Genomic DNA, 25,352 nt, shown 5'->3' with positions numbered 1-25,352 from the left:
ACTTCAAAATATGAATAGGGTAACCCAGTTAAATATTTCCCAACGGATTGTCTGAGCGTACTGGATTCCTAAGTTCTTCCTCAAACGTGTTCGTCAACATTTCTCCTATTTCAGGGCGTGGCTTACTGGTTATGACCCCTTTAGTAAGTTGCTCACCAATAAAGCAGACTAGTTCATCAATAGTGATCCGAACTTTGGCTGGTTGATTCAATAAAAAGCTTTCAAGCTGAATTGTTAACTCTTCGAGGGCCTGGTTAAAATAATTTTTTGCTCCTGCAATATCAATAGCCGCGCTAGGGATAGGACTTTGTGGTGCATTACTAAAGAGTCTATACGAATTTATCAATCTCGAATGTTGGATGCCTATATTTCTGAATTTTTCAATGGCTCTGTGGTGGTGTGGATCTATTTTAAATACTTGTTTATAAAGATCATGAGCTAACACAATTGCATTTTGTTTTTGGATATAATGCGCTTTATATTTATTGAAAAAATCCGCTATTAGACAAAGTAAATTGGCTAAAAATCTTGGATCCCTTGAGTGAGCGGTTATTTTCTCTAATCCGAGTTGAAGCGCCCTGCTATGGGGAAGTTCATCTTCTGCTTGTAATTGGGGATGGGGGCTAAAAAAAGTTTGTGTTGGCATTCCGTCAAAAACACGGGAGCTAAATGACTGACTGATTGAGGGGCTTTGTGTCATCTCCTGATCAGAGGTCAGCGTATTTTCTGGTGAGAGAGGCAGAGGAATCCCTGAGGGTTCAGGTCCGCTTTTTTGAAGCTCTAACAGCATATCGACAGGACAGGTACTGGCATCGATCACATCAAATTGAAAGGGTTGGGGATAATCGCTAAGATCTTCTAAGTCCGAGGAGTTAGTTTCCATAACGTCTGGCATATCATCCTCTAACTCATTTTCCTTTTCCTTTTCCTCTTGTGGTACTATATCAAGTAAATTTTGAAGATCTTCTAGGATAGGATTGTCTCGTTCCTCTTTCGGAACCAAATCATAAAGTGCCTTGCATTCACTAATAAGACCATCCGTATCTTGACGATTGAAAATTGCTACTCTCGCGACATAGCTTAGAAGTTCTAGTTTGCGCAAGGGAGATCTGATAGTCCTTTCTAAAAGATTATGTTGGTTTATATACTCAGATATTACTTGGAGATAATTTCCATCTTGTGTTTTTTTATAGAGACGCTCAAGTAGATTTAAATATCCTAAACTGCTTGAGAGTTTAGGAGTGCTTTCTGTTTTTATCTGGAATTGAATGGCTCGCTTCATCCACTCAATGGATGGTGAAATGCTCTCTAAAGTGACTTCTTCATCATCTTCTAATTGATCCGCTAACTCGTCACTTACCTTCTCACAAACTGTTGCACATAATATGTTGACCCGTTTAACTACGTCTTCTTGGTTGCTAAATGCGTGGCGGGTTTTTTTAAGATGCTCCTTGTGGGTTAGTTCCATCTCATGAAACAAACCAGGGAGATCCCGCCAATAGTTTGTAACTGCCTCAAAATTCGCAGTTAGAGCTTCACGTTGTATTATTAATAATTTGGTACTTAGAATTTCGGAGAGTACATAAACCAAAGCATCATAAAAATCAGCATGCCGCGTTGTTTGAGCAGCAGCATGTAGTTGCAATGTTTTCAGTGCCTCTGAATAATGTACAAGTGCATCCTCATATCGTCCCTCATTGTATGCCTTATCGCCTTCTTGTTGTCTGTACGTATTAAAGTAAAATCCCATAATGAAGATCCAGAAAAAATTGATATTGTAGCTTAGCAATTTTTTTAATCAACAAGGAAATATATAATTTCAATTGTTCATAATTGGAAAGGAAACTTTCATAAATAACCCAGAAACGGTTTTGACTAGTAGTTAGGGTTATTTGAGCGTATTCTGATGGAAAGGATAAAAATCATTAAATTTATAGAAAGGAAATCGGGATGCTTTTTACCAAGATACTTAATAAAGAAAATGATTTAGATTTACAAGGACGCGTCTACTACCGCTCTGATAAGCGACCACCAGAAGTTATTTTTAAAGAAGGATTTTCTCCAAAAATTACAGAGTTTGAGGCAGAGTGGTGGAAAGAAGCAATTAAATATAGAGGATATGTTAATAATCGAGGAATTGACGATCGAGCGGTGGATGCGGATCCCGCGGTCTGTGTCTGTATGAGTACCAAGTTTGAGAGTGCTGCGATTTTTCCCCTCAATAATGAAGATACTTATATTTATGCCATCGCACTTCCTGATCTTACACAAACTGAATACATCGGCTCCACAGGGCAAGTCAGTTTATCAAGAACTAAAAATACCCCAGCGCACAATACAGAAATTGTGGTTGATTTAAATGGATTACAAATAGTTCAGACAAGAAATATTAATGAGTTTTTTAATTCATCAATGTCGCTAAGTGCAGGGTGGCCTCTCTATGCTTATGAAGCCTTGGCATATCGTGTATTGCCTCGATCCATTATTTGTGCAATTAAATGCATTAGAACAGACCTAGATGTGAGGCAAAACGATACACAAAATTTAAAAATGTCGTTAGCTAAAAAAATTACCCCTATTGGACCGATAATGAAAAATTTGAATTTTTGTGAAGCACAATTAATGCGAATTGGTTCAGCAGATCAAATATCTCTTAGGATAATGGATTATGGTCCACAAAAAATCCAGGCAATTCAACACATGACTCTATTGAAACAGAATAATGAGCTGCAAACTCCTAATGTTTATTATGGATTAGGAGGAAAAACTTTTTAGTTGCTTAAATGAGATTCTCACTAAAATGAGCAGCATCCTAATACAGTAAAGCATAACGAAAAAAGAAACAGCTTATTATTTTTTATGATTCTCTTTTCCCAATTTAATTGTTCTAATTTAGCACAACATGTAAATAAAGTTGACTAATCGATCTGATTGTATTAAAATGTATCCACTTTGTTTAAGAATTGAACATATTTGGAGAATTTATTATGCAAGCTAAGTTAACATCATTTTTTAAAAAGGAAAGTATTCCTAAAACCAGTCAGGAAGCGTTCGACATTTTAAGTTGTTCTACGGATCTTGCAGATATGGAACAAATAGTATTTCATTTCAAGAACTTGGTTGATGTTGAAAAAAGCGTTTTAAAATCTCACGCTCTTCGTGATGGAAGAATAACTAATAATCAAGAATTCATTGCTGACCTAGAAGCGCGTTTGCAAAAATTACAAGACGCTGTAAACGATGAGAAACCTTATAAATCTTTGTTCGGTGATGTTTGTAAAGTAAAAGAATCCCTACAGGTAATACTTGGATATTATCAAGATCAGCAGAAAGCGCGCCAGCGAATCGTATTAAATTATATGGGATCGACTAAACAAAAGAGCAACGACGTTGCGATATTAGCCTCTTCAATTGCAACAAACAACACGACATTACTTGATGAACAAGACTCAAAAGTATTAATTAAGTATTCCATTAATTTTTGTGCTGCGACTATCATGAAGGAAGATATAGAAAAGATTAGTAATATTGCTCAAAAGTCATTTTTGGCTGATCATCATCAAGATCCTCAGTTTTCCTATATTTAAATCTAAAGTTCTAATCTGTTGCGGCTTGTCCGCAACATGATGGAACCTAAAACCTAAAACCTAAAACCTAAAACCTAAAACCTAAAACCTAAAACCTAAAACCTAAAACCTAAAACCTAAAACCAATTCAATCTCTACCTACCGCGTCTTGTGCGTGGTAGGTAGAGATTAAATTTCGTATGAGTCTCTTGAGCTTATCAGGACGTAGTCTTAATAAGGGTTAGATAATTGGCAACCTAGCCCAAAACATCCCATACTGCTCGGAGGAGGATTTTTACACTTTACTGATCCAAATGTGATTGATGCAGGAGAAGCAGTTACTTCGAGAGCTGTGGTCGTACAGGATTGAGTACCGGTTGTCGCAGAAACAGTAATGTGAGCTCCTTTATAAATTAAAAATTGTGGCCATGGGGTCACTGCGCTGATCTCAGGGGATGAACCCGAGTTTGCAGGTATTGTCACGTTTATCATTGGATGTTGTCCGGAAGGATAAGTAATTTGCACTTTAAATGATTTCTGAGTTGGGGGTGTTGTGCCAAAAATAGTCAATAATGTACCACTGGTATACCCTTGACATCCTTTAGCGGATACTAGAGCATTGTTTGGAACAAACCCAGCTCCTTTTTGAACACAATTCGAATTAAAAAGACCGTAGTTTTGTTCTGCAGTAGGACCTCCTTTTGCTGGTTCATCATAGGCTTCGAATGCAAGAACTCCTATGTTATACCCGGAATTTTTTACAAAATTACTCGTATTCAGTTGATAAAGGGTTTTGAAGTATTCAGTTGCATTTGCTATTGAGGGTTCACATGGTCCTGGAGAGTTACATGCGTATCCTGTAGTTGTTCCCGCTGTTGCCCATCCTGTTTCTGCTGTCAATAGGACTCGTCCAGATGTATAAAATGGCTTTGGATTAGCCTTGGGTAAAGCAGGAGGGGTTGTCGAACCTACAACTTGAATGTAATCCCAGGCAAGTGAATTAATATGTTGAACCGTTGAGTTTAATGGAGGCATCCATACTGCTGTAGTTGCTGGTATTACTCCAAATTGAAAAGGATATGGATCATAAGCTAAAGGGGCAGTGGAAGAATAGGAGTCAATTAATGTTTTCATATCTGCAGAAATTGCAGCACTGGGTGTGACAAAATTTCCGCTGACAACCGCTGAACCTACTGGAGTTGTCAAATTATGTGCCGTTAATGTTGCTTTCAAAGCAGAGACTGCACTGGTTAAATAGTTAATATTGGAGGTTCCATTGCACGGAGGAATGGTATCACCTGCACTACAATAATTTTCGTGTCCTGCAAAGACAAGAATGACGGTTTTATTAAACACAGAAGGCGTAACTGCATTAATCACCGAATTTAATGTGTCTTGTGCGCAGGGTATATAATCTTTAGAACCAAATGGACATTTAGGGTAAATAGTGTCCACTGGCAACTGAGGAATATCTGCCTCATAAATAACCTTCATTCCTAAGAGATTGGCTTGTTTGATAATATCAATCCAACTATAAGGTTCAGTTTGATAGGAACGAACCGTTGTAAATCCGGCATTTTGCAATTGTTGGAGTTCTGCATAGACATTCGTAGCTGTTGCGCTATTGGGTGTTCCTGTATAAAAAACATCATGAAAATTGAAGGGATAATTATTCGTATAATGATTAGGATTATAATCAACACCAATAAGCTTATTGAATGAAAAGGATTGTACTGTGGTTGAGGTGCTAAGTTTATTAGAACTTAGGTAACCAATTAATTCAGCTGTCAGAGTGAACGTCCCATTCGTAGGTGAATTGAATGTACCGGTAATACTGCATTGTTCACCGCTTGCTAAGGTTCCTGTTGTTCCTGATGGAACACAGCTGTTGCTGGTGATTAAGAAATTGGGATGAAGCGGATTATTATTTTGAAGTATATTTTGGGTAAAACTGACTGCTGAAGGATCATGGTTTTTGAATGTAAACGTTACCGCATAATTGGAGTTTTTAAATACTTGACTGGGTAAGGGTTGTGCTAAAGGAAAATCGACGGTACCAAGAAGGCCTGCCGGAGCTTGGGTCGCAGTTGTTGTTAAGGCAGGTTGAACATGAACTACATTATTATCATATCCATTGTAAGCAACTAAAATAGTTTTTCGACCTATGCTCTGAGGGGTTAGAGTGATGGTATAGCTACACTTTTCTTTGGGCTGTAGTTTTTTACCACTGCATAAATCTTTATATTTAAATTCTGCTCCTGTAGCAGTACACGCTTGATTAGGAGAAGGGCACAGTATGGGTATGACTCGGAATGGATTTTTAAAAGCAAAGGGAAGATTATTGGTAAAAATATATGTAGAAGTAACACTTCCCCCTAAAGTGGAAATTTTTTTAGGAAATGGTTGATCTAAAGAATGAAGGACAGGATTACTTGCAAAAACCGGACTCACCATCAAAAACAAAGTGGTTGCTAATTGGAATTGATTCATTTTCACTCTAATGTTCCCTTTTTGTAATAATAACTTAACCATAAGAAATGCCACTCTGAAAATTGAATGAGTTATTCAATTGCTAGGACAATTCCGGCACTGCGTCCCTTCTTTTCATAAAATGTAACGTTCCTGACCCATTTTATTTTGAAGCAGGACATCATACTAAATAATGCAATACAAATTTGCTACATCTAATTATTAAATCCTTAATAGAATGAATGAAATTTCACGGGTTCTTAATTGAGTTAAGCCTCATAAAAAACTTAGTGATTTTAAAAAGGACATTATGTAGTATTTGCGATTTTTATTAAGAGGTAATGTATTTATGGGCTCAGAGAAGAAAGAGAAAAAGACACTTTGGGATGCTTATGCTTTTAGTGTGACATACACCGGAATTACAACATTGGTAGGACATCCCGCAGAACGACTTAAGGTTGCCATTCAAACCAATCTTTGGCAAGGTTCATATGCTGTTACTAAACAATTTATAGGCGCTAATTTAAACCATTTTTCGACAGGGTTTTTGTCTTGCATCCTTCGTCAACAAGGAAAAGTGATATACAGACCTTTATTGATTACTCACATGCCAAAAGAAGTTGATAAATTACAATGGCCTCCGATGATTGGGGGACTATTCAAAGCAGCCATTTCCGCTACTTTTGATACTTTAGTGCTCAGTCCTCTTGAGAATATTAAAACCGTACAAATGCGGTCGATAGCAAGCCAGGCTAAGCCAATAAAACCTATTCAGGCTATGCAAACCATCTACCAACAAAAAGGATTGCCTGGTTTCTTTTCAGGTAGTAATGCAACTCTTGCAAAATCATTTCCTAGTTGGCTTTATCTATATACGACGTATCATGCAATTAACACAAAACGGGAAAAGCAAAGTTTCTTATCTACGATTCTATGGGCAACCACAGCCTCAATCCCTATCGCTTTATCGACAACTCCACTTGATGTAATTAAGAGTCAACAACAGGCTCGCTTGGATTCATCCAAGCCAACAATAAAAGACCTTGCAACAGAAATTTATAGAAATCATGGCGTAAGTGCGTTTTTTAAAGGATTTAATTGTCGATTAATGCACAAATCATTGTCTACAGCAGGAGCTTACATGATTTTAGATATCGGCAGTAAAATGTAAGTTCCTATAATTAAGAAATAAAGCTAAGGACAGATTATTCTGTCCTTAGAATGTTTCTTGCACGAAATTTTATTTTCAGACATCATTAAAATTTAGGTAGAAAATATAATAGTTCTGCAACAGAAGTATGTGATCTCTAGATAAGTGCTTTGCCCTATTTAGAGTAGGCCATTAATACACTAAAAGACTAATTTATGAAGAAAATAACACATTGTGAAAAAACTGCGTACCAAGTCGTGGAGCAATTTAACCATTTAAATGCTTCACGAGCACCAATATCTGCTTTTTTACCCATCGTTGATCCAGAACATTTAATTATTACCTTACGTGGTAGCGATATTGTATTTAAGGGAATTGCAGGTTTTGCTGATCATCAAATAGGTAAATTAATATATTTTGATCAAAAATTTGATTGTGAACTTGTTAAAAGTGAAACTCAGGAGGAGCAAATTACGCTTAGTACCAAAGGAGTGTGGTATGCACGAATTTGGCAATCTCCAGCGGCCTACAGTCAACAATTAATTGCCGATTTAAGTCATACGTGGATTTTAAAACAAACCAAACAATCAAATTATATTATTGTTACTCATATTTGCGAACATTTTAAATATAGAGATGGATTTTCCCCTAGTGATATCGTTGAAGACTTTCATCTTACTTTAAAATAAGTTGAGGCGCGCGTATCGAACTCAGAGGCACCTAAAGACTCCATCCAAGATGTGTCATTAAAGTTTTCATCGAAGAACAAAAAATCTCTTTGATGAGTTGGGGGTTTCTATTGATAATTAGCAGCAAATGAGTTTTGGAACGATAAGATTGCTTTATTGATCTTCATAAAATTTTATGTTTAGATGCATTCCAACAATCACTGCAACTCAGGGAAGTCCGAAAACAGATGTTTGTTAGCTGAGCGGTTAAAGAAAAATAACGAATGATAAGATAATATTGAGCCGCTATCCAAGAACTCATCGATTATTCTTAATTTCTACTCCCTAACTTTGATATTTGATAACTTTTTTGCAAGGAGCATTAATTGAAAAGATATTCTCTATTTTTCATTTTATTCTCAACTTTTCTAAACCATAATGTTTTCGCAGAGACTCATGTTTCTACGACTCAAGCTTCTAATCCTTTATGGACATTTGTCCCCAATGCAAAATTTCCTCCCAAGGTAACTGTAAGCCCCACAGGAACGGCTACCATAAAATATACCCTAACCAATCAATCAAAAAAACCAAAGATTTTGATTATGAGTCCTATTAATGGAATTAAACAGGTGACTACAGGGACGGGGAACTGTAGCAATCCTTTTTCATTAGGATCTAAGCAATCCTGTACTCTAACCTTAGAAGTAATTGGTTCTGAATTAGTGGGAAATATCTCAGGTGGTCCTGTGGTTTGCAACCAAGGTAATCGCTTGCAATGCTATCAACCGAGCTCTACGAACAGTTTAAATATTACTCAAGGTAAAGCAACGAGATTCTATGTCAATGGGCATAACTCTACAAACGGTAATGGAAGTAGTTGGGCCAATTCCTTTAATAATTTAGAGTCTGCACTAGAAGCTGCAGATGCTGATCCAGGCTCGGTTGAAATCTGGGTAGCTCAAGGAGTTTATAAACCCACACGCGTCTATGCGCCCCAAGGAGTGGTTGGAGGAGCATATGGAATTAACACTCCGAAACTAAGGACATTTAATCTCCCAAGTAATACAGCAATATACGGAGGATTTTCAGGAAAGGAAACAAGTCGTCGACAAAGAGATGGGCAACGTTTCCCCACCATTTTATGTGGTGACATGACTTCAACTTGTCTAACTCCTTATGTAGTTAAGAGTACCAACGATAGGGTATGGCATGTGCTTATGGCTGGAAGTGATGTTCCTCCGGGAGAAGGGGTTAAAAACGTTACTCTTGATAGTCTCATAGTCAGGGGAGGATATGCAGTTGGTCCCGATAGAGGGGTTTTAGGACCTTTAAATATGCTTGAGAGTCTGGATTATGAACATGCTGCAGGCGGGGGGCTTTTGGCACGATATGGTTCAGTGATTGAACTTAGTAATATGCTTTTTGAGCAAAATATAAGTGATGGTTCTAATGCAACAGTGACTGAAATTCTCGCTGGTGATTTCCTTGCATTAGCGTCCGGGGGAGGGGCAGTTGCAGGAATAGATACCAATACCTCCATTACGATAAAAGAGTCCAAATTTATTAATAATCTAGCCGTATTTCCAGGAGGTAGTGGTGGCGCTTTAGAAAATTTGATTGATGCTGCATATACGGTTACTTCAAGTCAATTTGAACAAAATATTGCTTTTCGTAATGGGGGAGCCATTCGGGGTAAAGATGGTGGTGATATCATCATTGCATCAAGTAATTTCAAGGGCAATGCTTTAAAGGGTCCAGTCCCAGATGCAAGTGGCGGCGCTTTGGGGGTTATTAATACTAATGTATCTATATCCGATTCAACGTTTACACAAAATCAAACCACCAGTACCGGTTTTGGTGGTGGAGCAGTTTTTTTCCACATTCCTTTTAATGATGGCACTCCTTATTTTTTAACTGTTGTAAATTCTAAATTTATAGATAATGCTGCTGCAGCATTTGGAGGGGGTGGTGTTAATGTGTTCGGGATACTTCCCCATCCCAATTCGCGAGCTCAGATCTTAAATTCTGAATTTACTAACAACTTTGGTGGTGTCGGTGGGGCAATTTACATTGACTCGATAGCAACCACCGTAACCCAATCTATTTTCTCGAAGAATAAAGCAGAATTAGAAGGAGGAGGAATTTTCGCCTCTAACTTTGGGAATGCTTTATTTGCCTCTCCTTTAAAACCACTGGCACAAATCTCAAATAATAAATTTGTACTTAATACAATTGAGGGAGTACCTCCTGGTACAATTTCACCATTACTTTTCTTTAATGAGATCGCCAATTTCTTTAGTGGAGGTACTTCTTCAGTAAGTACTATGGCACCAGGAGGAGGCGCAATAGCGGTTGAGTTTTCTGGAAATGCTAAGATTGTTAATAATATTTTTGAAAAAAATACGGCACTGAAGAAATCATTGGGAGAGGATACTAGAGGGGGCGCGATATTAGTAGGCGGCTCAGCAGGAACCCCATTAACTATGAATTTGGCTCATGCCTGTGTCTCTTCAAACACTTTTTTCGGCAACCAAGCGAATATAGGTGATAACATCGCGCTATATAATCCAGGAAACATTCCTGGAGGTGTAACCATTGATGCATGTGTTCTCCCTATAAAAAAATAAAACTTTATAACCCGGATAGGACTTAGATTCTAATCTGGGTTTATGAATTTGATTAATTTAGATCAGATTTACTCACTTTATGGATGGGGTTATGGAAGCTGGCTTAATGTCACTTCACAAAAGATTTTGAGTTCATTTTATGAATAAATTAGGATGGTTTGTTTATTAACTTATCTCATGTAAGGAGTTTTGATGAGGAAAAAGTGCTATTTAGTATTAATGATGAACCTTTTAAGCGCTAGCGTAATGGCTGGTGCCATGGGTGAATCTGTCTCGCCTTGGAATTATGTTGCGGCATTGAGCATTGGTCCTGTATGGGAAAATGAGGGCGCTGCGCAAACCTTTTTTTTGGCTCCTGAAATTGAAAAAACCTATACCGCAGATAAATCGACACACGCACTCGCAGATTTTGAAGTGTTTTTTGGCTTGCAAAAAGCATTAACTGCTACATTCTGGGGGCAGTTAGGAATAGCAGCAGCTGCAACGACTAATGCGAGGCTTTCAGGAGACATTTGGGATGATGCAGATCCTGAGTTTGATAATTTTACCTACAGCTACAAAATGAAACATACTCATGTTGCAGCAAAAGGGAAATTATTGGCTGATATGGGGTTTATAGTGATACCTTGGGTGAGTGGTAGCATTGGTGTAGGCTTTAATGAAGCAAGTTCTTTTATAAATACTCCGAAGATTTTTGAAGCCTTACCTAATCCTAATTTTGCCTCTCATACTCAAACTGCTTTTACTTATACAGTGGGCGGAGGGATACAAAAGGCATTGAGTCAAAATTGGCAAGTTGGGGTTGGTTATGAATTTGCCGATTGGGGTAAAAGTCAACTTGGTCGAGCCTCAGGCCAAACCATAGGTGAGGGTTTGGAATTAAATCATTTCTACACAAATGGGGTTTTATTCAATATTACTTATCTTGCATGATGAGAAGTGGAGGTCGGGGAATAGGATGCTAATCTGCCATAGATTGAAGGTAAGATTCAAAGAATACTAAGTCTTATCAATGCAAGTATTATTGGTTTATGCATCAAGCTCGTCCCGGGTGGGAGGAGCTTGATTTGAAGATTAAGGTTTAAAGGTTCTTTTTGATAAAACATCCAAGCTGTGGAGATCTTTTGTTTTAGTTGCGGCAGCCGCTGCAAAATCAGCACCAATACCAAACTCGACTCGGGATAGGATTTTTTGTTGACTGGTATCAAAAGAAGGTAAGACCCAGAATGGGTCATCAAAAGCCCGAATTTTTACCCCAAGTAGTTTTGCCAATTTTTTACCAAAGGCATTACTGACCACAGCCGAACAAGAATATAACCAAATTTCAGCGTTAGGAGCCCAGGCTTTCTTGAGTTTAGCTTGCAAGGCTTTTGTGGCTGATTTTTTACTAAGGGCGGTTATTAATGCTGAATCCAAGCCTGCCGATTTAATATCATTGCCCAATACGGCATCCCATTTTCCCGTAGTGGTTAAGGTGCCTTTAAATGCTACATCTCCACTTTCTGCATATAAGAACAGATTAAGTCGTACTACTGTGGAAGCATGGGTTGTTCCAAAACCGGGCACTTGGGGTGCAAAGTAGAGCACTGTATTGATTAAATCTTCTACAGAAGTGATCACTTGACCAAAAGGTTTAGTGCCTTGATTGTTGGCGCTTGTTGCAGCAGGACTAATACTGTCAAAATCCTCTTCGGAGGGAAGCCATTTACCATTCGCTAGACCTTGGACTTCGTCTGCTTCAGTAGCCCAGGGTTTGGGAAAACTTGCATAGAAAGCCAGCTCAAATTGAATTACAGAGGGTTTAGTGGTGCCGGCGCCCCCACCGCCACCTTTATCGGAGTAACTGGCGGGGATAATGGAAGCACCTGATTGCCCTAAACTTCCCCAGTTCATTTTGGAAAGTACTTCATCTGCTCGACTAGTACCGCCAAATAGGCTACGAACTTCGTCTGGTACTCCAGGCATGGTGGGTTCACTTGTTCCTCCTGAACTGCCGCCTGAACCTTCGGAAGTTGAGCCGCCACCTTCAGAACCTGTAGAAGAAGGGGCAGTTCTGGGTGAACGTTTATCCATTTCTGTGGCAGTATTCAATAAAGCACCACCCTCAGAAATATTTTTACTGGCGCCTGCATTTGCGGAAGGTAACCCCATTGCAGCCATGGCAAGTTGTGCAGCAATTCTTTTTTCTTCAATGTCTTTTTGGGCGGCGACGGCTAAATTCGCTGCGGCTTGTTTACCCGCTTCAATACCAGCGCTGGTTGAATTACTTCCTAAAGCTTGAGCTAATGCAGCAGTGCTTGCAAGACCTGCCATATCGCGGAACATGCTACCATTTTGCACCGCATTTAATATTGCTCCCACTCCAGTTGGATCAGGAAGTGTTGTAGGATTCATAATATTTAAAACAGGAGCCCCCAATTGTCCCGGGGTAACATCAATTGGCTGAGCTCGAGATTCCATTTGAATTGCAGCAATTTCAGGAGGTTGTAAAGGTATTGGCGAGTCTTGCCAATTCCAAAAGCGTGTTGCATCGAGTCGTTCTGCACAATTGGAGCGACCCAAGACTGCTTCTGCAAAAACTCCTCCAGTTGGAATAGGAATAAGTTGTTCGACCGCTGCATTTGCACCTAATACTAACCCACGATCCTTTAACCAACCCCGCCAGCTTTTATGAGCTTCATCTTCTGTATCTGATTCAGTATCTTCAATGCCTACTGCTTTGATAAAACTTGGCATGCGAAATACTAAATAATTACTTGCAACCATCACTGGATTTGGATCAATTAAATTACCTATAGGTTTATCTTCAAAGGTAAATGCCGATAAGAGCAACGCAATTTGTGACGGATCGAGAGCGCGCCAAACCACTTGACTGTAATACAGTCGGTTTTGTTCAAGGTGCATTTTTAATTCAGCTTCATCGCTTTGGTTCACTGCAAAACGGCAAAGCTGTAATTCAACTGCATTAGGACTCACTTCCACAGGTAAACTAATAGGGAATTTTGCGCTGTTATAACTGAGCTGCAGAGTTAATCTTCCTGTTAAGTAGCTTGTATTCGCTGAGGTAATCCTAATTGCTGCTAACTCTTGAATTGGAATTGGTTCAGTAGTAATCCAGGTAATCGGGCTGATGCTATTCAATTTAATTATAGTACCGGATTGCAGATCTACATTTACTGCAGTGATTGAGAAGGATGAACGATTTTGCGCGGTTAAATCCAGTGAAATTCCGTAAAATTCTGTTTCACCTGGCAAGGAGACATTGGTAGTTCCCGGTTTTGTTATACTCGCTAAAGTGATACGAGATGCTCTGATTAATTCATCATTGAGCCAATATGGTCCGCTTGGAGTTGGAGAGGGTGGGGGATTTGTAGGTTCTGCTGCGGGCGGAGGGGTATTTGCTCCATCTTCGACAGCGTTCGTGATGTTTGTGGATGCTCGCATCGAAACATTGAGGGCTATTCGATCAATTGCCGCAACATGATCAAACACAGAACGTGTAGGCCGAAGTGGTAGGGTAGGTTGAATTATTACCGAACCAAATTCCCTGCTTAACAACTCCTTGGCCCGCTGACTTATCGCTGCGTTGGCGAGTATTCCTTGATAGCGTTTAATCGTTGCATGATCAAATTGAATCAATTTCATCGGCACAAAAAGACAACGCTCCACTTGTTGTAATTGAACATTGACCCTATAAATTTCAATGACTTCATAATATTGGATCGTTAAGGCATGCATATGGTTGTAGTTGGCGATAATCCGTGTAGAGACTGATTGATGCTCTTCCTCAGAAACCTCTTTAACAATAGAGGCTCGACGATTTCGCACTGAAGATGCCGCTTGTTGTGTCGCATCAGAAACTCGTTGATTCATCGTTGCAGAAAGATTGCGAGTTCCAGAAGAAGTTGAAAAACTTTCGGCATTGGAACTTGATGTCGCGGAGGATCCGCTTCCTCCCAATGTTAATGGGCCTAAACTCAATCCTAAACCACCGCCCCCTGCCGAGGTGGTGGAACTGCCACTTGTTTTGGAAAAGCCAGTTTGCACTTCGGAAGCAACCGCATCTTGTACTTCACTTATCGCGCGATTATGAGTGGAGGTATTGGTTAGATTTTCTGATTCAGAAATGGATTCTTGCCCTGATGCTTTGACCTGACGTGACCAGTCCATGACTGCAATACGTGTACTTTCACCGGGTGCAAGGGCGACACTATGGAGTAAATTACCTAAAGTTACGCCTTGAGCAAACCAAGATTGAGCAAAGGTAAGCATTGCCCCGACCGCAGGTTTTTTAAAGCCGAAATCAGATGAAACAGTAGGGGAAATATCAATGGGGCCTGCATTATTTAAATCACTTGTTTCCTGTGGGGATACCTGATCAATCACAATCGAGCGGTAATAATGGCGTTCAGTTGGATACTCACCTAGCTTAGGGACTAATTCACTACCTTTTTCTTCTTCCTCTTGATTCAAATCTGGAATTCCAACATCCAATATAACTTGGGCGGCACAAAATGGAGGCCATCGACCTAAATCACCAATGGTTTCAACTTGCAGATTATTCTTTATCTCGTTAGCAAGAGGAGTGCTAATGTCTCTAAAAGCATCGATTCCCGCTCCAACTAAAGCGTCTGGTGTTTTTGGGGCATCTGAATCAATAAAACTCGAGGAAATCTTTCCGGAGCGTGCAACGATAGAATTTCCTTCTCCATTAGCTGCAGCAGCAATATCCTGAGCAACTTGGAATAAAGCACAGGTTGCTAAATCATATACCGTTTTAATCCCTAGTTTATTTAAGGTTTGTTCGGTTTGATTTGAGATTCCCAACAACGAAGAAACGGGTTGACTCAACGCGTGTAAAGCATCCATTTTAGTAAATTGGAATTTTAATCCGTCGCGGTACCCCATTTTGAACTCCATTTCAAAAATGATGTTCTAAAATTATACACTACGTGCAAAATTATACCAGCTTGGAGAGAGTTAATTTTATGAGGTATGGAGAAAAAACATCCTAAATTATAGGAATGGAATGTAATATAATTCATAGGCATCTGGATTAGACCAGAAATGCAGCCTTTTGATTTTTTATGAATTAAACTCTTTAGATTCTATTAAAAGTTATTCATAAGATGAAGGTTTTTTTCTCAGGACCTTAATCTCACTTTGTCTGGATTTTTCATCTAAAATCTTTTGTTTCGCTCGCCTCGAACGTCTTTTCTTTTGGCGTTTCAATCGTTCAATTTTTTGCTGTTCTTTTGTTTGTTCATCACTGACTATCGAATGTAATTTGTTACAAAGGCGTAGTCTAGCAAAATACCGATTGTCTTCTCGACTTCTTGATTCTTGACATTTTATTTCCAAACCAGAAGGTATATGTTTTAAATAAACCGTAGAGGCTGTTTTATGCAGCTTCTGGCCTCCTTTACCACTGCCTACGATAAATTTTTCGAACAGATCTGCTTCTTGGATATGAAGTTGAACCATTAAATCGTTTAATTTATCCCATTTCTCTCTATTAATCATATTGACTACATATTAATCTTTAAGCATTAGTTAGAGTACATTACTTTAACATGGGTGAAATAGAGTATTCGATATGAAATGAAAAACATTGGATTTAAAAATTAAAATTACTTAATTAAAAAAATTATATATAAGTAATGACACATTTCGAATATCTCGGTCTAACCTGAACCTGAAATATAAATATAAATTTTTAAAGGGATGGAGGTATATCTAACTTAGTACTCTGCTTTTCCGATGGTTCTTTCTTGGTTGCCTCTTTGATAGATTCTAATTCCAGTTTTAAATTGGTTTGATTTTCAAAACGTTTCTTTTCTTCTTTTTCTGCTTGGGTATCCCAAAGAGGAGCGAAACTGAAACTTTTGATTGCCTCTTTTATTTTATCCCAAAGATCTCGTACATTTGGAGATTCTACTTTTAAAGTATCATCATCTACGCTCTTTAGAAATATATTAATTGCATCTTGATATTTATTAAGTACGTAATCTCTTTTTGTATTGTCTGAGGCTGATTCCATTACTACATTGACTGATCTTGCTGTTTCTAACCTATCTTTTAAGAGTCTTAATGCCTCCAAAGGCTCAGAGGTTTTAAAATAATCATCAGGAATTGCGCCCTGATGATTAGGATTTTTGGCGCTAAAATCGTCGGAGAGTTTTTTCCTTAGCTTTTTAAAAGAGTCATCAACTAAAGTAAAAAAAATATCCGCTTTTGCTTCAATGACATCGAGGGGTATATTTTCTTTCGGTTCATCTAACATGATTAAGCTAAAATTTGTAGCCATAACTTGTATTGGAATGACTACTGAATTTGTGAATTTATTCAGAGTGTCACTTATCTTTGAATCTATTGCTTGACGCAAAGGCTCTGCTTCACTAAGTATCTCAAGCATGTCACTTACGTCAGATTCGCTTATTTTCTCCTTAGGAGAGTCTAGGAATTTTTGAATTTTATCACTTAGATCTATGATTCGTCGATTGGCATCATCTATCTCTATATCTTCTACTTTAACCTTTTGTTTTTCATAACTAGGAAGTTCGCCACGGAGGTCTTTTATCTTATTTTTTAGGGCTTCGATCTGGTCAAAGAGAAGTTGATTATTTTGACGACAATCCTTTTCTTTGGGAGTTAAGCTATACTCTTGAAGATTCAACGCATAGACTGTCATGATAGCTGCTAGCATATGTTTGGCAACCTCTTCTTCTACTAAAGCTCGATTATTACCAATTTGTTCTGACTCCATAATTGCAGTAATCATCTGCTTATATCGTTCTTCGCCAATAGCTTCGATTACTTCATCACTTAAGCGGGTTCTTTCTTTGTTGAGCAATTTTTCTGCAACTTCATTTAATATAGGACGCATGTAAGCCAGAGCACTGCCTACTTTTTCGAGTTTCTGCTCCAAAACAGTTCTATCTACTACGGGTAAGTCTAAGTTATCAAAAATTCTTGATAACTGTCCTATATTAAATTCAGCCTGTTCAAGCTTTTCTCGTACATATACGTGCTGCTTTAAATAGTCTAAGAATCCGGATTTAAAAGCATTTAAAAAGACTCTATCAGGTGTTATTTTTCCCGATTTCTCAGCTTTCAAGTCTCGGGCTAGGTCAATGATGCTAGTGCGTAGTTCGTTTATACCCGTACCCTGTTTGGCGCTTGTTTCAATGGTTTTGGAGGTAATATTTTGCTTTTCCTTAAAATCCTCAATTGCTTCAGCCGAAATTTTGGGTGGTAGGTCTGTTTTAGTAATAGCAATAATAATTTGAGCATTTTTATCGAGCTCCTTAATCTTTTTTGCATGATAACCAGCTATTTTTAAAGAGTCAGGATCGTTTTGATTAATACAAATGACATTTACTTCTTCCTTGAACATATTATAAGGCGGATCGGGCAGTTTCTTCGCCCCTGAATTATCAGCAAGAAATATTTCAAGATTTTCTATTGGTGTTATTTTCTTAAAAGCTGTACCGTCTGTTGGTACATAGCCTTCGTCTGAACTAAAACGGTTTTCTTTCGATGATAGTGCATCAATAAGTTTTGTCTTTCCTGCCTCTGTGCTACCAAAAAATCCTACCATTATTTTAGTTTTTTCTTTTGAAACTTTTTCCGTACTCATGATGATATCTCGTAATTTAGCACTTTAATAGTTATTATAGGTGCTTTATTGTTTATTGGGTACAAATCAGCACTTCCTTGATAAAAAATTGACATCAAGTTAAAAAGCATTTGAGTGTAACTTAGGCTGGCTGGGGAACATTGGTTATTCTAATCAAACCAATTATTTGGATAAAGCTTTAGCTGTAAAAGGTTGGGTCATTACCCAACCTTTGCATAGATTAAGGAGTAGGTTGATTTGCGATGAAATCATCATCGCTGTCATCTGAATCATCAGGACCTGCTAAAAACTTATCTTCATAATCAATCACAAAACCGGCAAAAATACGAATGATGCGATCATCAATTTTTTCAGGATAGTGTACAGAGACTTCCCAGGTTTTGTCCCCAAAGTTGCGATTTAATTCAGCGATAGGGTGGGGATTGTTGGTTGATGATAAAATAACAAATCGGTCAAAGCTTGGATTCGCATAAGCAAAGCCAATTTCAGTGGATTTTCCTGACTCATCATAGTCATAAATAGTGAATTTTGCTGATTCGAGTGTTGCTAAATTTCCATCAATAAAGCCAATTTGTACTCCACGGGTATCATAAATATCAATTTCCTTCGCCCATGCATAAAGAGAACCTAAAGAAATGATTCGTGTAATTCCCGTTGCTTGCCATCCATCTTTATTGGATAAATCATAGTTGGTACGGATACGAAATGCACTTTTTTTTACTGAGCCAGGATATGTCTCTTTTTGAGGTGATTTAATTTGATAAATTTCTGAAAACTTATAAACATCTTTTGTAACTACAAAATCATAAGGGTGGTCTTCATGAACACCATAACTATTAGCAAGAGTTGCATAGGATATTGTAATCAGGAAAAACAAATACGACACCAATGATTTACGCATATATGGACCCCTTTGATTAAATAATTTTGAAAATACCAATGTGAAACAAAGAAAAACATAAATATTTCAATGTATTCTTACCTCGCGAAAGGTTGGGGTATAGTAAATCAAATTGATCACGGAATAAATTATTTCTCGTAGTTCGATGCTTTTTTAATATAACTTGAGTAAATAAATTTCGGTATGGTTAAAAAATATCTACCCCTTCAGTGTTTAAACTATAATTAACACGAATATCATCTTTAAAAAAAGGAATTTTACCCTGAACTTACTTCTATTTATTGTCTTAATTGTTATTTTATTAGCCGTACTTCCGACATGGCCTTATAGTAGCGGTTGGGGTTATTATCCTAGTGGTGGAGTAGGTTTAATTCTCCTTATTCTAATTCTGGTATTATTGTTCCGGGGTTGACTTAACCGAAAGGAACCCACAGCCTGCAGTGGATCCCGTGATTAAAACTCGGGTTCCACTGCGATGAATGCACTCAGTTATTTTTATTAAAACTTCTGCAATACCTAAGGGTTACTTCGGACCATCAAGAGAGGTGGATTGCAAGGTGTCATTATCCACTATCTCCTGTTTTTCTGAATTTGGGAATAAAAAAGTAGGAGCGGCAATCTTGTCATTATCACCCTCAAAAATACTAAACTGAGTAAGATTCGCACTGCTAAATTTAGTTCCAGAAGTATTTTTTGCAAATGTTAATCCTTTTTCCGAAAGAGAGATCAGATTGATTTCTTCCTGTATTTTTTTATGTCCAAGATTCACAAGAGATATTTGAGAGTTTAATTCAGCAATTTTGGGCTCAAGCGCATTTAGCTCATCTTTTAATTGCTTCTGCTGCTTACTTAATTCTTTCTTCATTTTTCGTTTCATTGAAGAATCCTGCTTCTGCTGTTCTATAATTTCTATCTGGTGTTTCAGCATCGATGCTTGCAACATCAAACTACCCATTGGAATGGTTACTGATTTTTTGGAGGCTACTTTCATATGTTCCAGTTGGTCTCGTATTAAATGTCTGGTGTTTGCTAAATGTTCCAATTTATCTGCGTGACGTTCTTTGAACTCCTCATCCCATTTTTTGTCGGTTATATAATTTTCTAATACAGGTGTTAACTGACTCATAAATCCACTTAAACCCAAAAAGTCCGTCACCGGGAATAGATCTAAATCCTGAGTCAAACGCGGGGCCATAATAATCGCAAGATTGGCATATGTCATTCGGTTAATTTCTTGAAATCTGCCCACTTGGTGCATTAAGTAACAGTAATGATCAAGAATCTCTCCTGCGCGTTGATGATCTATTCTCTTTGAAAGGAGGAGATCATCAATAAAATCATCGAATAATTGAGTTGCCGCACTAAGGTTTTTCTCATCGGGTAAGTCCAACAGCGATTTTAATTTTTTAGCGAAGGTTCCAAGTAATTTGTCTCCTGAATCTAATAATTGGGTGTTTTTAAAAAGTGTGGGTATCATTCCTAAAATGTTGTGGAGATGCTCACTATGTACTTTATTTTTTTCCATTACATAGTGACTTAGAATATCTACGTCAAATTGTTCATGGATAAGTTGATCCAGTAATTTCTCCGTTTCCTCTTTAGAACCAGCAACTCGAAAAGCTCCAGAGATTTTTAATAATTCGGGATTTTGAGATACTAATTGAACAATGCTTCGAAATACATTCACTATGACATGGGTGTTGTAAGGGCCAGGCATAAATTCTCCAGATGAATAAAATGAACGATAATGTTTCGGTTTATAATGTTCAAAAACAGTTATATAACTTAAATGTTATTGAATTCAAATTAGACATCAACCACCATATTGAATCCCCCATAAATCAAACGTTTGCCATCAAAAGGCATCGGGTTGTTATCGGGGTTTAACCGAGGATCTTTCATAGCTTTTTTCATTCCTTCATCCCGAACTTGCTTCGATGGCCAAAGGATCCATGAAAAAACAACGATTTCATCTTCTTTACACTTAACCGCCATAGGAAAAGATGTAATTTTCCCTTCAGGTACATCATCTCCCCAGCATTCAATTAGTTTTAACGCACCATGTTCTTTAAATACCATGCCCGCTTTAGTTGCTTGTGCAATGTATTGCGCTTTATTTGCTTTAGGCACTGCAACAATAAATCCATCCACATAATTCATAAACAACCTCCTTTTAATTTATGAAAAATAACCGATTATTAATATGGCACATTTAATTCATTTATTCCAAATATCGCATAATGATTTCTTTTTTTTAAATTAACTTAAAAGCACCCAAAAAACTCTCCTAAACTCAGGCAACCTTCTATAATTAAGATAAGGAAGAACAGATTAGCTAAGCAAGGGGACAAAAATTATGTTTAAAAGAATTGTTTTATTTCTAGCTACGAACTTGGCCATACTCATAGTTATTTCTTTTATACTAAGTTTATTCAATATTAGCCCATACCTGACACAATATGGTTTAAATTATAAAGTTCTATTAATTTATGCGGCGATTGTTGGTTTCACAGGATCCTTGATTTCACTTTTTATCTCAAAATGGATGGCGATTCATGCGTTTAATGTCCAATTAATTGAGAAACCAACCACTGAAGCAGAATCTTGGCTAATGAATCAAGTAAGGGATTTGGCGAAAAAAAGAAACATCGGCATGCCTGATGTCGGAATTTACGACAGCCCAGAGCCTAATGCGTTTGCAACTGGATGGAATAAAAATAATGCACTTGTTGCCGTTTCAACAGGATTACTCAATTCGATGCAGGAAGATGAAGTACAAGCCGTTTTAGGGCATGAAATGTCACATGTTGCCAATGGAGATATGGTAACGCTTGCTTTGATTCAAGGAGTAGTCAATACATTTGTAATCTTTTTTGCCCGTATTGCTGCATTTTTTGTGATGCAGTTTTTTAGAAAAGACGGTGATGAAGAGATACAAGGTGGTTTTGTTTATTATGGGGTGGCTCTCATATTTGAATTGCTGTTTGGAATTTTAGCCTCTTTGATCGTTATGTGGTTTTCTCGCTATCGTGAATTTCGAGCAGACAGAGGTTCTGCGCAATATGTTGGTAAAGATAAGATGATTAAGGCGTTACAACGTTTGCAACAACTCATGGATAAAACCCCAACAGACGATCGCGCACCTGCGTTTAATACCATGAAAATATCGAGCCACGGAAGTTGGCTTGCTCTGTTCTCAAGCCATCCTCCGCTTGAAAAACGAATTGAAGCATTGCAAAAGTATAGATAATACTTTTTTACTTTGGAGCCAATTTAAAATTTATAACCATTTTTTCTTTTTAAAATACCTGAATGGCAACCATGCTGAAATGACCATCATCAGTATCGCCAGCGGGTAGCCTATATGCCAACGTAACTCAGGCATGGCATTGAAATTCATTCCATAGATGCTTGCTATGAGAGTTGGGGGCAGGAAAATAACGGCGGCAACTGAGAAAATTTTGATTATACTATTTTGCTCGATATTGATCATGCCTAAAGTAGCATCGAGTAAGAAGCTAAATTTCGTAGAGAGGAAACTTGCATGTTCTCGAAGCGCATTAATATCTTTTTGGATTATGTGCATCTCTTTAGAAATATCTGAGTCACTTACTTGTTCTAAGTAAGAAATTAAGCGAGTGAAGGATATTAAACTTTCACTGGCTTTAGTACCAAGGTCTCCATTGGCTCCTATGTATTGTAATATATGCTTATAGTTTGTTTCAGCTGTTGTATTATTATTTTGTTTTGGATGAAAAATAATTTTCGATATTTCATCAAATTTATTGCTTATTTTTTCTAAAATATCAGCAAGTCTGTCTACGACGGCATCTAATAATTCTATTAGTATGGCTTTTGCATTGTAATTTTTTGTTCTAGAGCGCACCAATTTTTTAATAAATAATTTAAATGGATACAGCTCGACATAGCGCAAGGTAATCAAGCATTTTTCGGCAAGCATAAAAGTGACCACATCCGTTTTAACTTCAGGTAAATCGGATAGTGCAACCATTGTTGCTGTCATATATAGGACATTATTATCAGTGTACAATCTACTGGAAGGCTCGATTTCTTCAACCTCTTCTTTAGTCGGTATTTCAATTTTTAATTGCTCTTCGACTAGTTGTTCTTCTTCCTTTGTCGGGCACAGTAAATCAATCCAAAGAGCATTTTGAAGTAGATCTTTATTCTCATCGTTCAGAACTTTGGACTGTATACGAGTATCAGTTTGGTAATAAATGACTACCATGTGATTTATCCTTTTCGGGTTATAAACGCTGTAGCCGTGTTTGTATTTATCTTATCGTTTTTTATTATAAATAAGTAGCATTCATTCTTGGTTGCTTTCATAACTAATTTCAATGTTACATTAATAGTATGAGTTAGAGATTTGTCTTTTTTTATTACCGTGCCTGACAAATTAGCTTAATGCTTAATATTTAGTTAAGTTGTCTTGTGTAATATTAAAAGTATACAAGATACACTTTACTTTAAATAGTGAGTTAATGATGCTCTCTAAAGCCCCTAGAGCGACTAAATATTTCAAATCAAAAGCAAAACATGTAAATTTAGGCGGCAATACCCACATTGTTCGTTATTATTCTAAGTACAATTGGAAGAAATTTAATGAAGGGTCTTGTGATATTGAGGGGGTACTTCAATCAGGTAAAGAAGCATTTCCAGATATTTTTAATGAGCCCACGGTTGAATTTACGGCCTTAAAAAATTCGGTACAAAAGAAAGAAGAATTAAAGTTAATGTTAAAAGGTTTTGGACATTATAAAGGATATAGCGGTACGTCCATAGGTGATTTAATCCTTTATGAAAGCTATCGACGCTCATTACAAATAACAGGCGCTTTGATTCCTTTATTAGTTAAAACACCACCTAAAAATTTGGAATTTGGCTGCTTTGTCCGTGATTTCCACTCAAAACATATTGTTCCTGCGATTCCTGAAATAAATATGGTCTCTGAGCGAAAGAAATATCTGGATTGGGTATCTAAAATGTTACATGATCCTTGGACGGAGCAGCACCATCCACAGATTCATAAGCATTATCATAAATTGAAAGCAGAACTCATCAAACGAAGAGAGGGAGGAGTTATTGATGCTTCGGATCTTGGGATAGGTGAATTGGCCGTAATTCGAGTAGCAGATGAGTTACTAAAAAAGGAAATGGATGAACGAATCTATACTGTTTCAGAGACCATAATTGAGTCTCTTCTTAAACAATGCAAATATGAGGCTTTACCTTTGGTTTCTGCGATACAGGCTAATACGTTTATTGGTGTTCCCGAGAAAGAACCTACACATTACCCTGACCGGTTCACCGTTTTGATGGCAGGTGGACCTGGTAGCGGTAAATCAATAACAACAGAGAGTTTTGCTTTACAATTGCAGCAACAAACAGGATATGCATTAGATGAACTAGCTTTGCTAACGGTTGATAGAAAACGAACCATTTATTATGAAGATGAGTGCGTTAAAGCCGCCCCCAAGAGGTATATTGGGGCTTTGACGCATACTGAAGCTGTTGTGACTTATAATATGAGCGGTGAATTTTTAACGCGTCGTATGGATCAAAATAAAAAAGTCCCCAATGTATTCAAAGAGATGTGTAATATATGGCCTAAATGGCTTGATATAGGCTTAAAAAAAGATGGAACTTATCTGATAACCGTTTCGACACGAAAACCAGAGAATGCAGTGGATGGGGTGATTCAAAGAGGTATTTCGAATAATGATTTTATTACACCACCTGAATATGTTTTAAATTCATATCGGAGCGTTAGTGAACGTTTTCCAGTGGTAATACAAGAAAATCAGTCCAAAAAAGTGATTATTAGTGTGGTGAATAATGAAATGGCGATTGAGAAAAAATTCAGTCGTAAGGAAGAGCAAGAGACTGATACGGAGGATAACAAACCCGCTGTGGTCGTCGATTGTGAGACAAACACAATCTATGTAATAAATCTTCCACAATATATGGATTTTCTCAATCAAAGCCAACTTAATAGCAAAGCAACATCCGTACAAGAACTTTATGAAAATGCAGATATTTCCATTACCGCGGGCATAGCAAGAGCAATCGATCCAGTTAAATTTGGAGCAGCTAAAATTGCATTTGTTTGTCAGGACCTTGGTTCAACTGCGATTAATAACTTGGAAAAAAATATAGTGGCTACCGTCCAAGATGGTGTATTCAGTGTTCTTGATGAAGAAGAGTTTGCTGCATTAAAATCTAGTGCTCCTGAACATTTCGAAGTATTAGAGCGTTCTATATCCCAATGTTCACTGGGTCTAAAGTGAATGCCTAAGTGCCTCAGCATA

At 37.6% G+C, this 25,352-nt stretch carries 18 protein-coding genes; 9 read left to right on the top strand and 9 right to left on the bottom strand.

Translation table 11 applies throughout. The annotated features are described in order from the left end of the window. Nucleotides 1-28: 28 nt before the first annotated feature. Nucleotides 29-1,750, bottom strand: coding sequence for a hypothetical protein (locus tag ACWTE2_RS03755; protein ID WP_454784202.1), 1,722 nt, complete (start codon nucleotides 1,748-1,750; stop codon nucleotides 29-31). Between the two features lie 200 nt (nucleotides 1,751-1,950). Between ACWTE2_RS03755 and ACWTE2_RS03750 the strand changes: the two genes are divergently transcribed. Beyond that, nucleotides 1,951-2,775, top strand: coding sequence for a hypothetical protein (locus tag ACWTE2_RS03750; protein ID WP_454784201.1), 825 nt, complete (start codon nucleotides 1,951-1,953; stop codon nucleotides 2,773-2,775). A 212-nt stretch (nucleotides 2,776-2,987) separates the two neighbouring features. Next, on the top strand, nucleotides 2,988-3,587 hold the full coding sequence (locus tag ACWTE2_RS03745; protein ID WP_454784200.1) for a hypothetical protein: 600 nt from the start codon (nucleotides 2,988-2,990) through the stop codon (nucleotides 3,585-3,587). 210 nt (nucleotides 3,588-3,797) lie between these two features. Here the strand turns inward: ACWTE2_RS03745 and ACWTE2_RS03740 are convergent, their stop codons facing one another. Beyond that, nucleotides 3,798-6,098, bottom strand: coding sequence for a hypothetical protein (locus tag ACWTE2_RS03740; RefSeq protein WP_454784199.1), 2,301 nt, complete (start codon nucleotides 6,096-6,098; stop codon nucleotides 3,798-3,800). Nucleotides 6,099-6,384: 286 nt separating this feature from the next. Between ACWTE2_RS03740 and ACWTE2_RS03735 the strand changes: the two genes are divergently transcribed. From ACWTE2_RS03735 to ACWTE2_RS03720, 4 genes are all read left to right on the top strand, one after another. Then, on the top strand, nucleotides 6,385-7,206 hold the full coding sequence (locus tag ACWTE2_RS03735; RefSeq protein ID WP_454784198.1) for an MC/SLC25 family protein: 822 nt from the start codon (nucleotides 6,385-6,387) through the stop codon (nucleotides 7,204-7,206). 194 nt (nucleotides 7,207-7,400) lie between these two features. Beyond that, a complete protein-coding gene (locus ACWTE2_RS03730) occupies nucleotides 7,401-7,874 on the top strand; it encodes a hypothetical protein (protein ID WP_454784197.1) in 474 nt (157 codons plus the stop codon). A 365-nt stretch (nucleotides 7,875-8,239) separates the two neighbouring features. After that, on the top strand, nucleotides 8,240-10,480 hold the full coding sequence (locus ACWTE2_RS03725; protein WP_454784196.1) for a hypothetical protein: 2,241 nt from the start codon (nucleotides 8,240-8,242) through the stop codon (nucleotides 10,478-10,480). A 192-nt stretch (nucleotides 10,481-10,672) separates the two neighbouring features. Continuing rightward, nucleotides 10,673-11,413, top strand: coding sequence for an outer membrane protein (locus ACWTE2_RS03720; RefSeq protein WP_454784195.1), 741 nt, complete (start codon nucleotides 10,673-10,675; stop codon nucleotides 11,411-11,413). A 141-nt stretch (nucleotides 11,414-11,554) separates the two neighbouring features. On the opposite strand, the gene ACWTE2_RS03715 is transcribed toward ACWTE2_RS03720, so the two are convergent. From ACWTE2_RS03715 to ACWTE2_RS03700, 4 genes are all read right to left on the bottom strand, one after another. Beyond that, nucleotides 11,555-15,388: a hypothetical protein gene (locus ACWTE2_RS03715; protein WP_454784194.1), complete on the bottom strand. Its 3,834-nt coding sequence runs from the start codon at nucleotides 15,386-15,388 to the stop codon at nucleotides 11,555-11,557. A gap of 210 nt (nucleotides 15,389-15,598) precedes the next feature. After that, entirely contained in the window at nucleotides 15,599-16,003 is a 405-nt protein-coding gene (locus ACWTE2_RS03710) for a peptide chain release factor family protein (RefSeq protein ID WP_454784193.1), read from the bottom strand. Nucleotides 16,004-16,196: 193 nt separating this feature from the next. Continuing rightward, a complete protein-coding gene (locus ACWTE2_RS03705) occupies nucleotides 16,197-18,119 on the bottom strand; it encodes a GTPase domain-containing protein (RefSeq protein WP_454784192.1) in 1,923 nt (640 codons plus the stop codon). 220 nt (nucleotides 18,120-18,339) lie between these two features. Beyond that, nucleotides 18,340-19,020 (bottom strand): hypothetical protein, encoded by a 681-nt coding sequence (locus ACWTE2_RS03700; protein WP_454784191.1) that lies wholly within the window; start codon nucleotides 19,018-19,020, stop codon nucleotides 18,340-18,342. Nucleotides 19,021-19,240: 220 nt separating this feature from the next. Between ACWTE2_RS03700 and ACWTE2_RS03695 the strand changes: the two genes are divergently transcribed. After that, nucleotides 19,241-19,432: a DUF3309 family protein gene (locus tag ACWTE2_RS03695; RefSeq protein WP_454784440.1), complete on the top strand. Its 192-nt coding sequence runs from the start codon at nucleotides 19,241-19,243 to the stop codon at nucleotides 19,430-19,432. A gap of 111 nt (nucleotides 19,433-19,543) precedes the next feature. Here ACWTE2_RS03695 and ACWTE2_RS03690 read toward each other — a convergent pair whose 3' ends face one another. Both ACWTE2_RS03690 and ACWTE2_RS03685 read right to left on the bottom strand, forming a co-directional pair. Continuing rightward, entirely contained in the window at nucleotides 19,544-20,737 is a 1,194-nt protein-coding gene (locus ACWTE2_RS03690) for a RhoGAP domain-containing protein (protein ID WP_454784190.1), read from the bottom strand. Between the two features lie 89 nt (nucleotides 20,738-20,826). After that, on the bottom strand, nucleotides 20,827-21,180 hold the full coding sequence (locus tag ACWTE2_RS03685) for a DUF1428 domain-containing protein (RefSeq protein ID WP_454784189.1): 354 nt from the start codon (nucleotides 21,178-21,180) through the stop codon (nucleotides 20,827-20,829). A 196-nt stretch (nucleotides 21,181-21,376) separates the two neighbouring features. Between ACWTE2_RS03685 and htpX the strand changes: the two genes are divergently transcribed. Beyond that, nucleotides 21,377-22,270 (top strand): protease HtpX, encoded by an 894-nt coding sequence (htpX, locus tag ACWTE2_RS03680; protein ID WP_454784188.1) that lies wholly within the window; start codon nucleotides 21,377-21,379, stop codon nucleotides 22,268-22,270. Between the two features lie 30 nt (nucleotides 22,271-22,300). On the opposite strand, the gene corA is transcribed toward htpX, so the two are convergent. After that, a complete protein-coding gene (gene corA / locus ACWTE2_RS03675) occupies nucleotides 22,301-23,269 on the bottom strand; it encodes a magnesium/cobalt transporter CorA (RefSeq protein WP_454784187.1) in 969 nt (322 codons plus the stop codon). Between the two features lie 256 nt (nucleotides 23,270-23,525). Here corA and ACWTE2_RS03670 point away from each other — a divergent pair, with 256 nt between their 5' ends. After that, the gene (locus ACWTE2_RS03670; RefSeq protein ID WP_454784186.1) at nucleotides 23,526-25,331 is read left to right on the top strand and encodes a hypothetical protein; all 1,806 of its coding nucleotides are present in this window, start codon (nucleotides 23,526-23,528) and stop codon (nucleotides 25,329-25,331) included. Nucleotides 25,332-25,352 lie beyond the last annotated feature (21 nt).

It is taken from the genome of Legionella nigrisilvae (genome assembly GCF_977063395.2).
The sequence above is the reverse complement of the archived record's forward strand: the minus strand, read 5'-3'. Positions and strand labels throughout refer to the sequence as shown.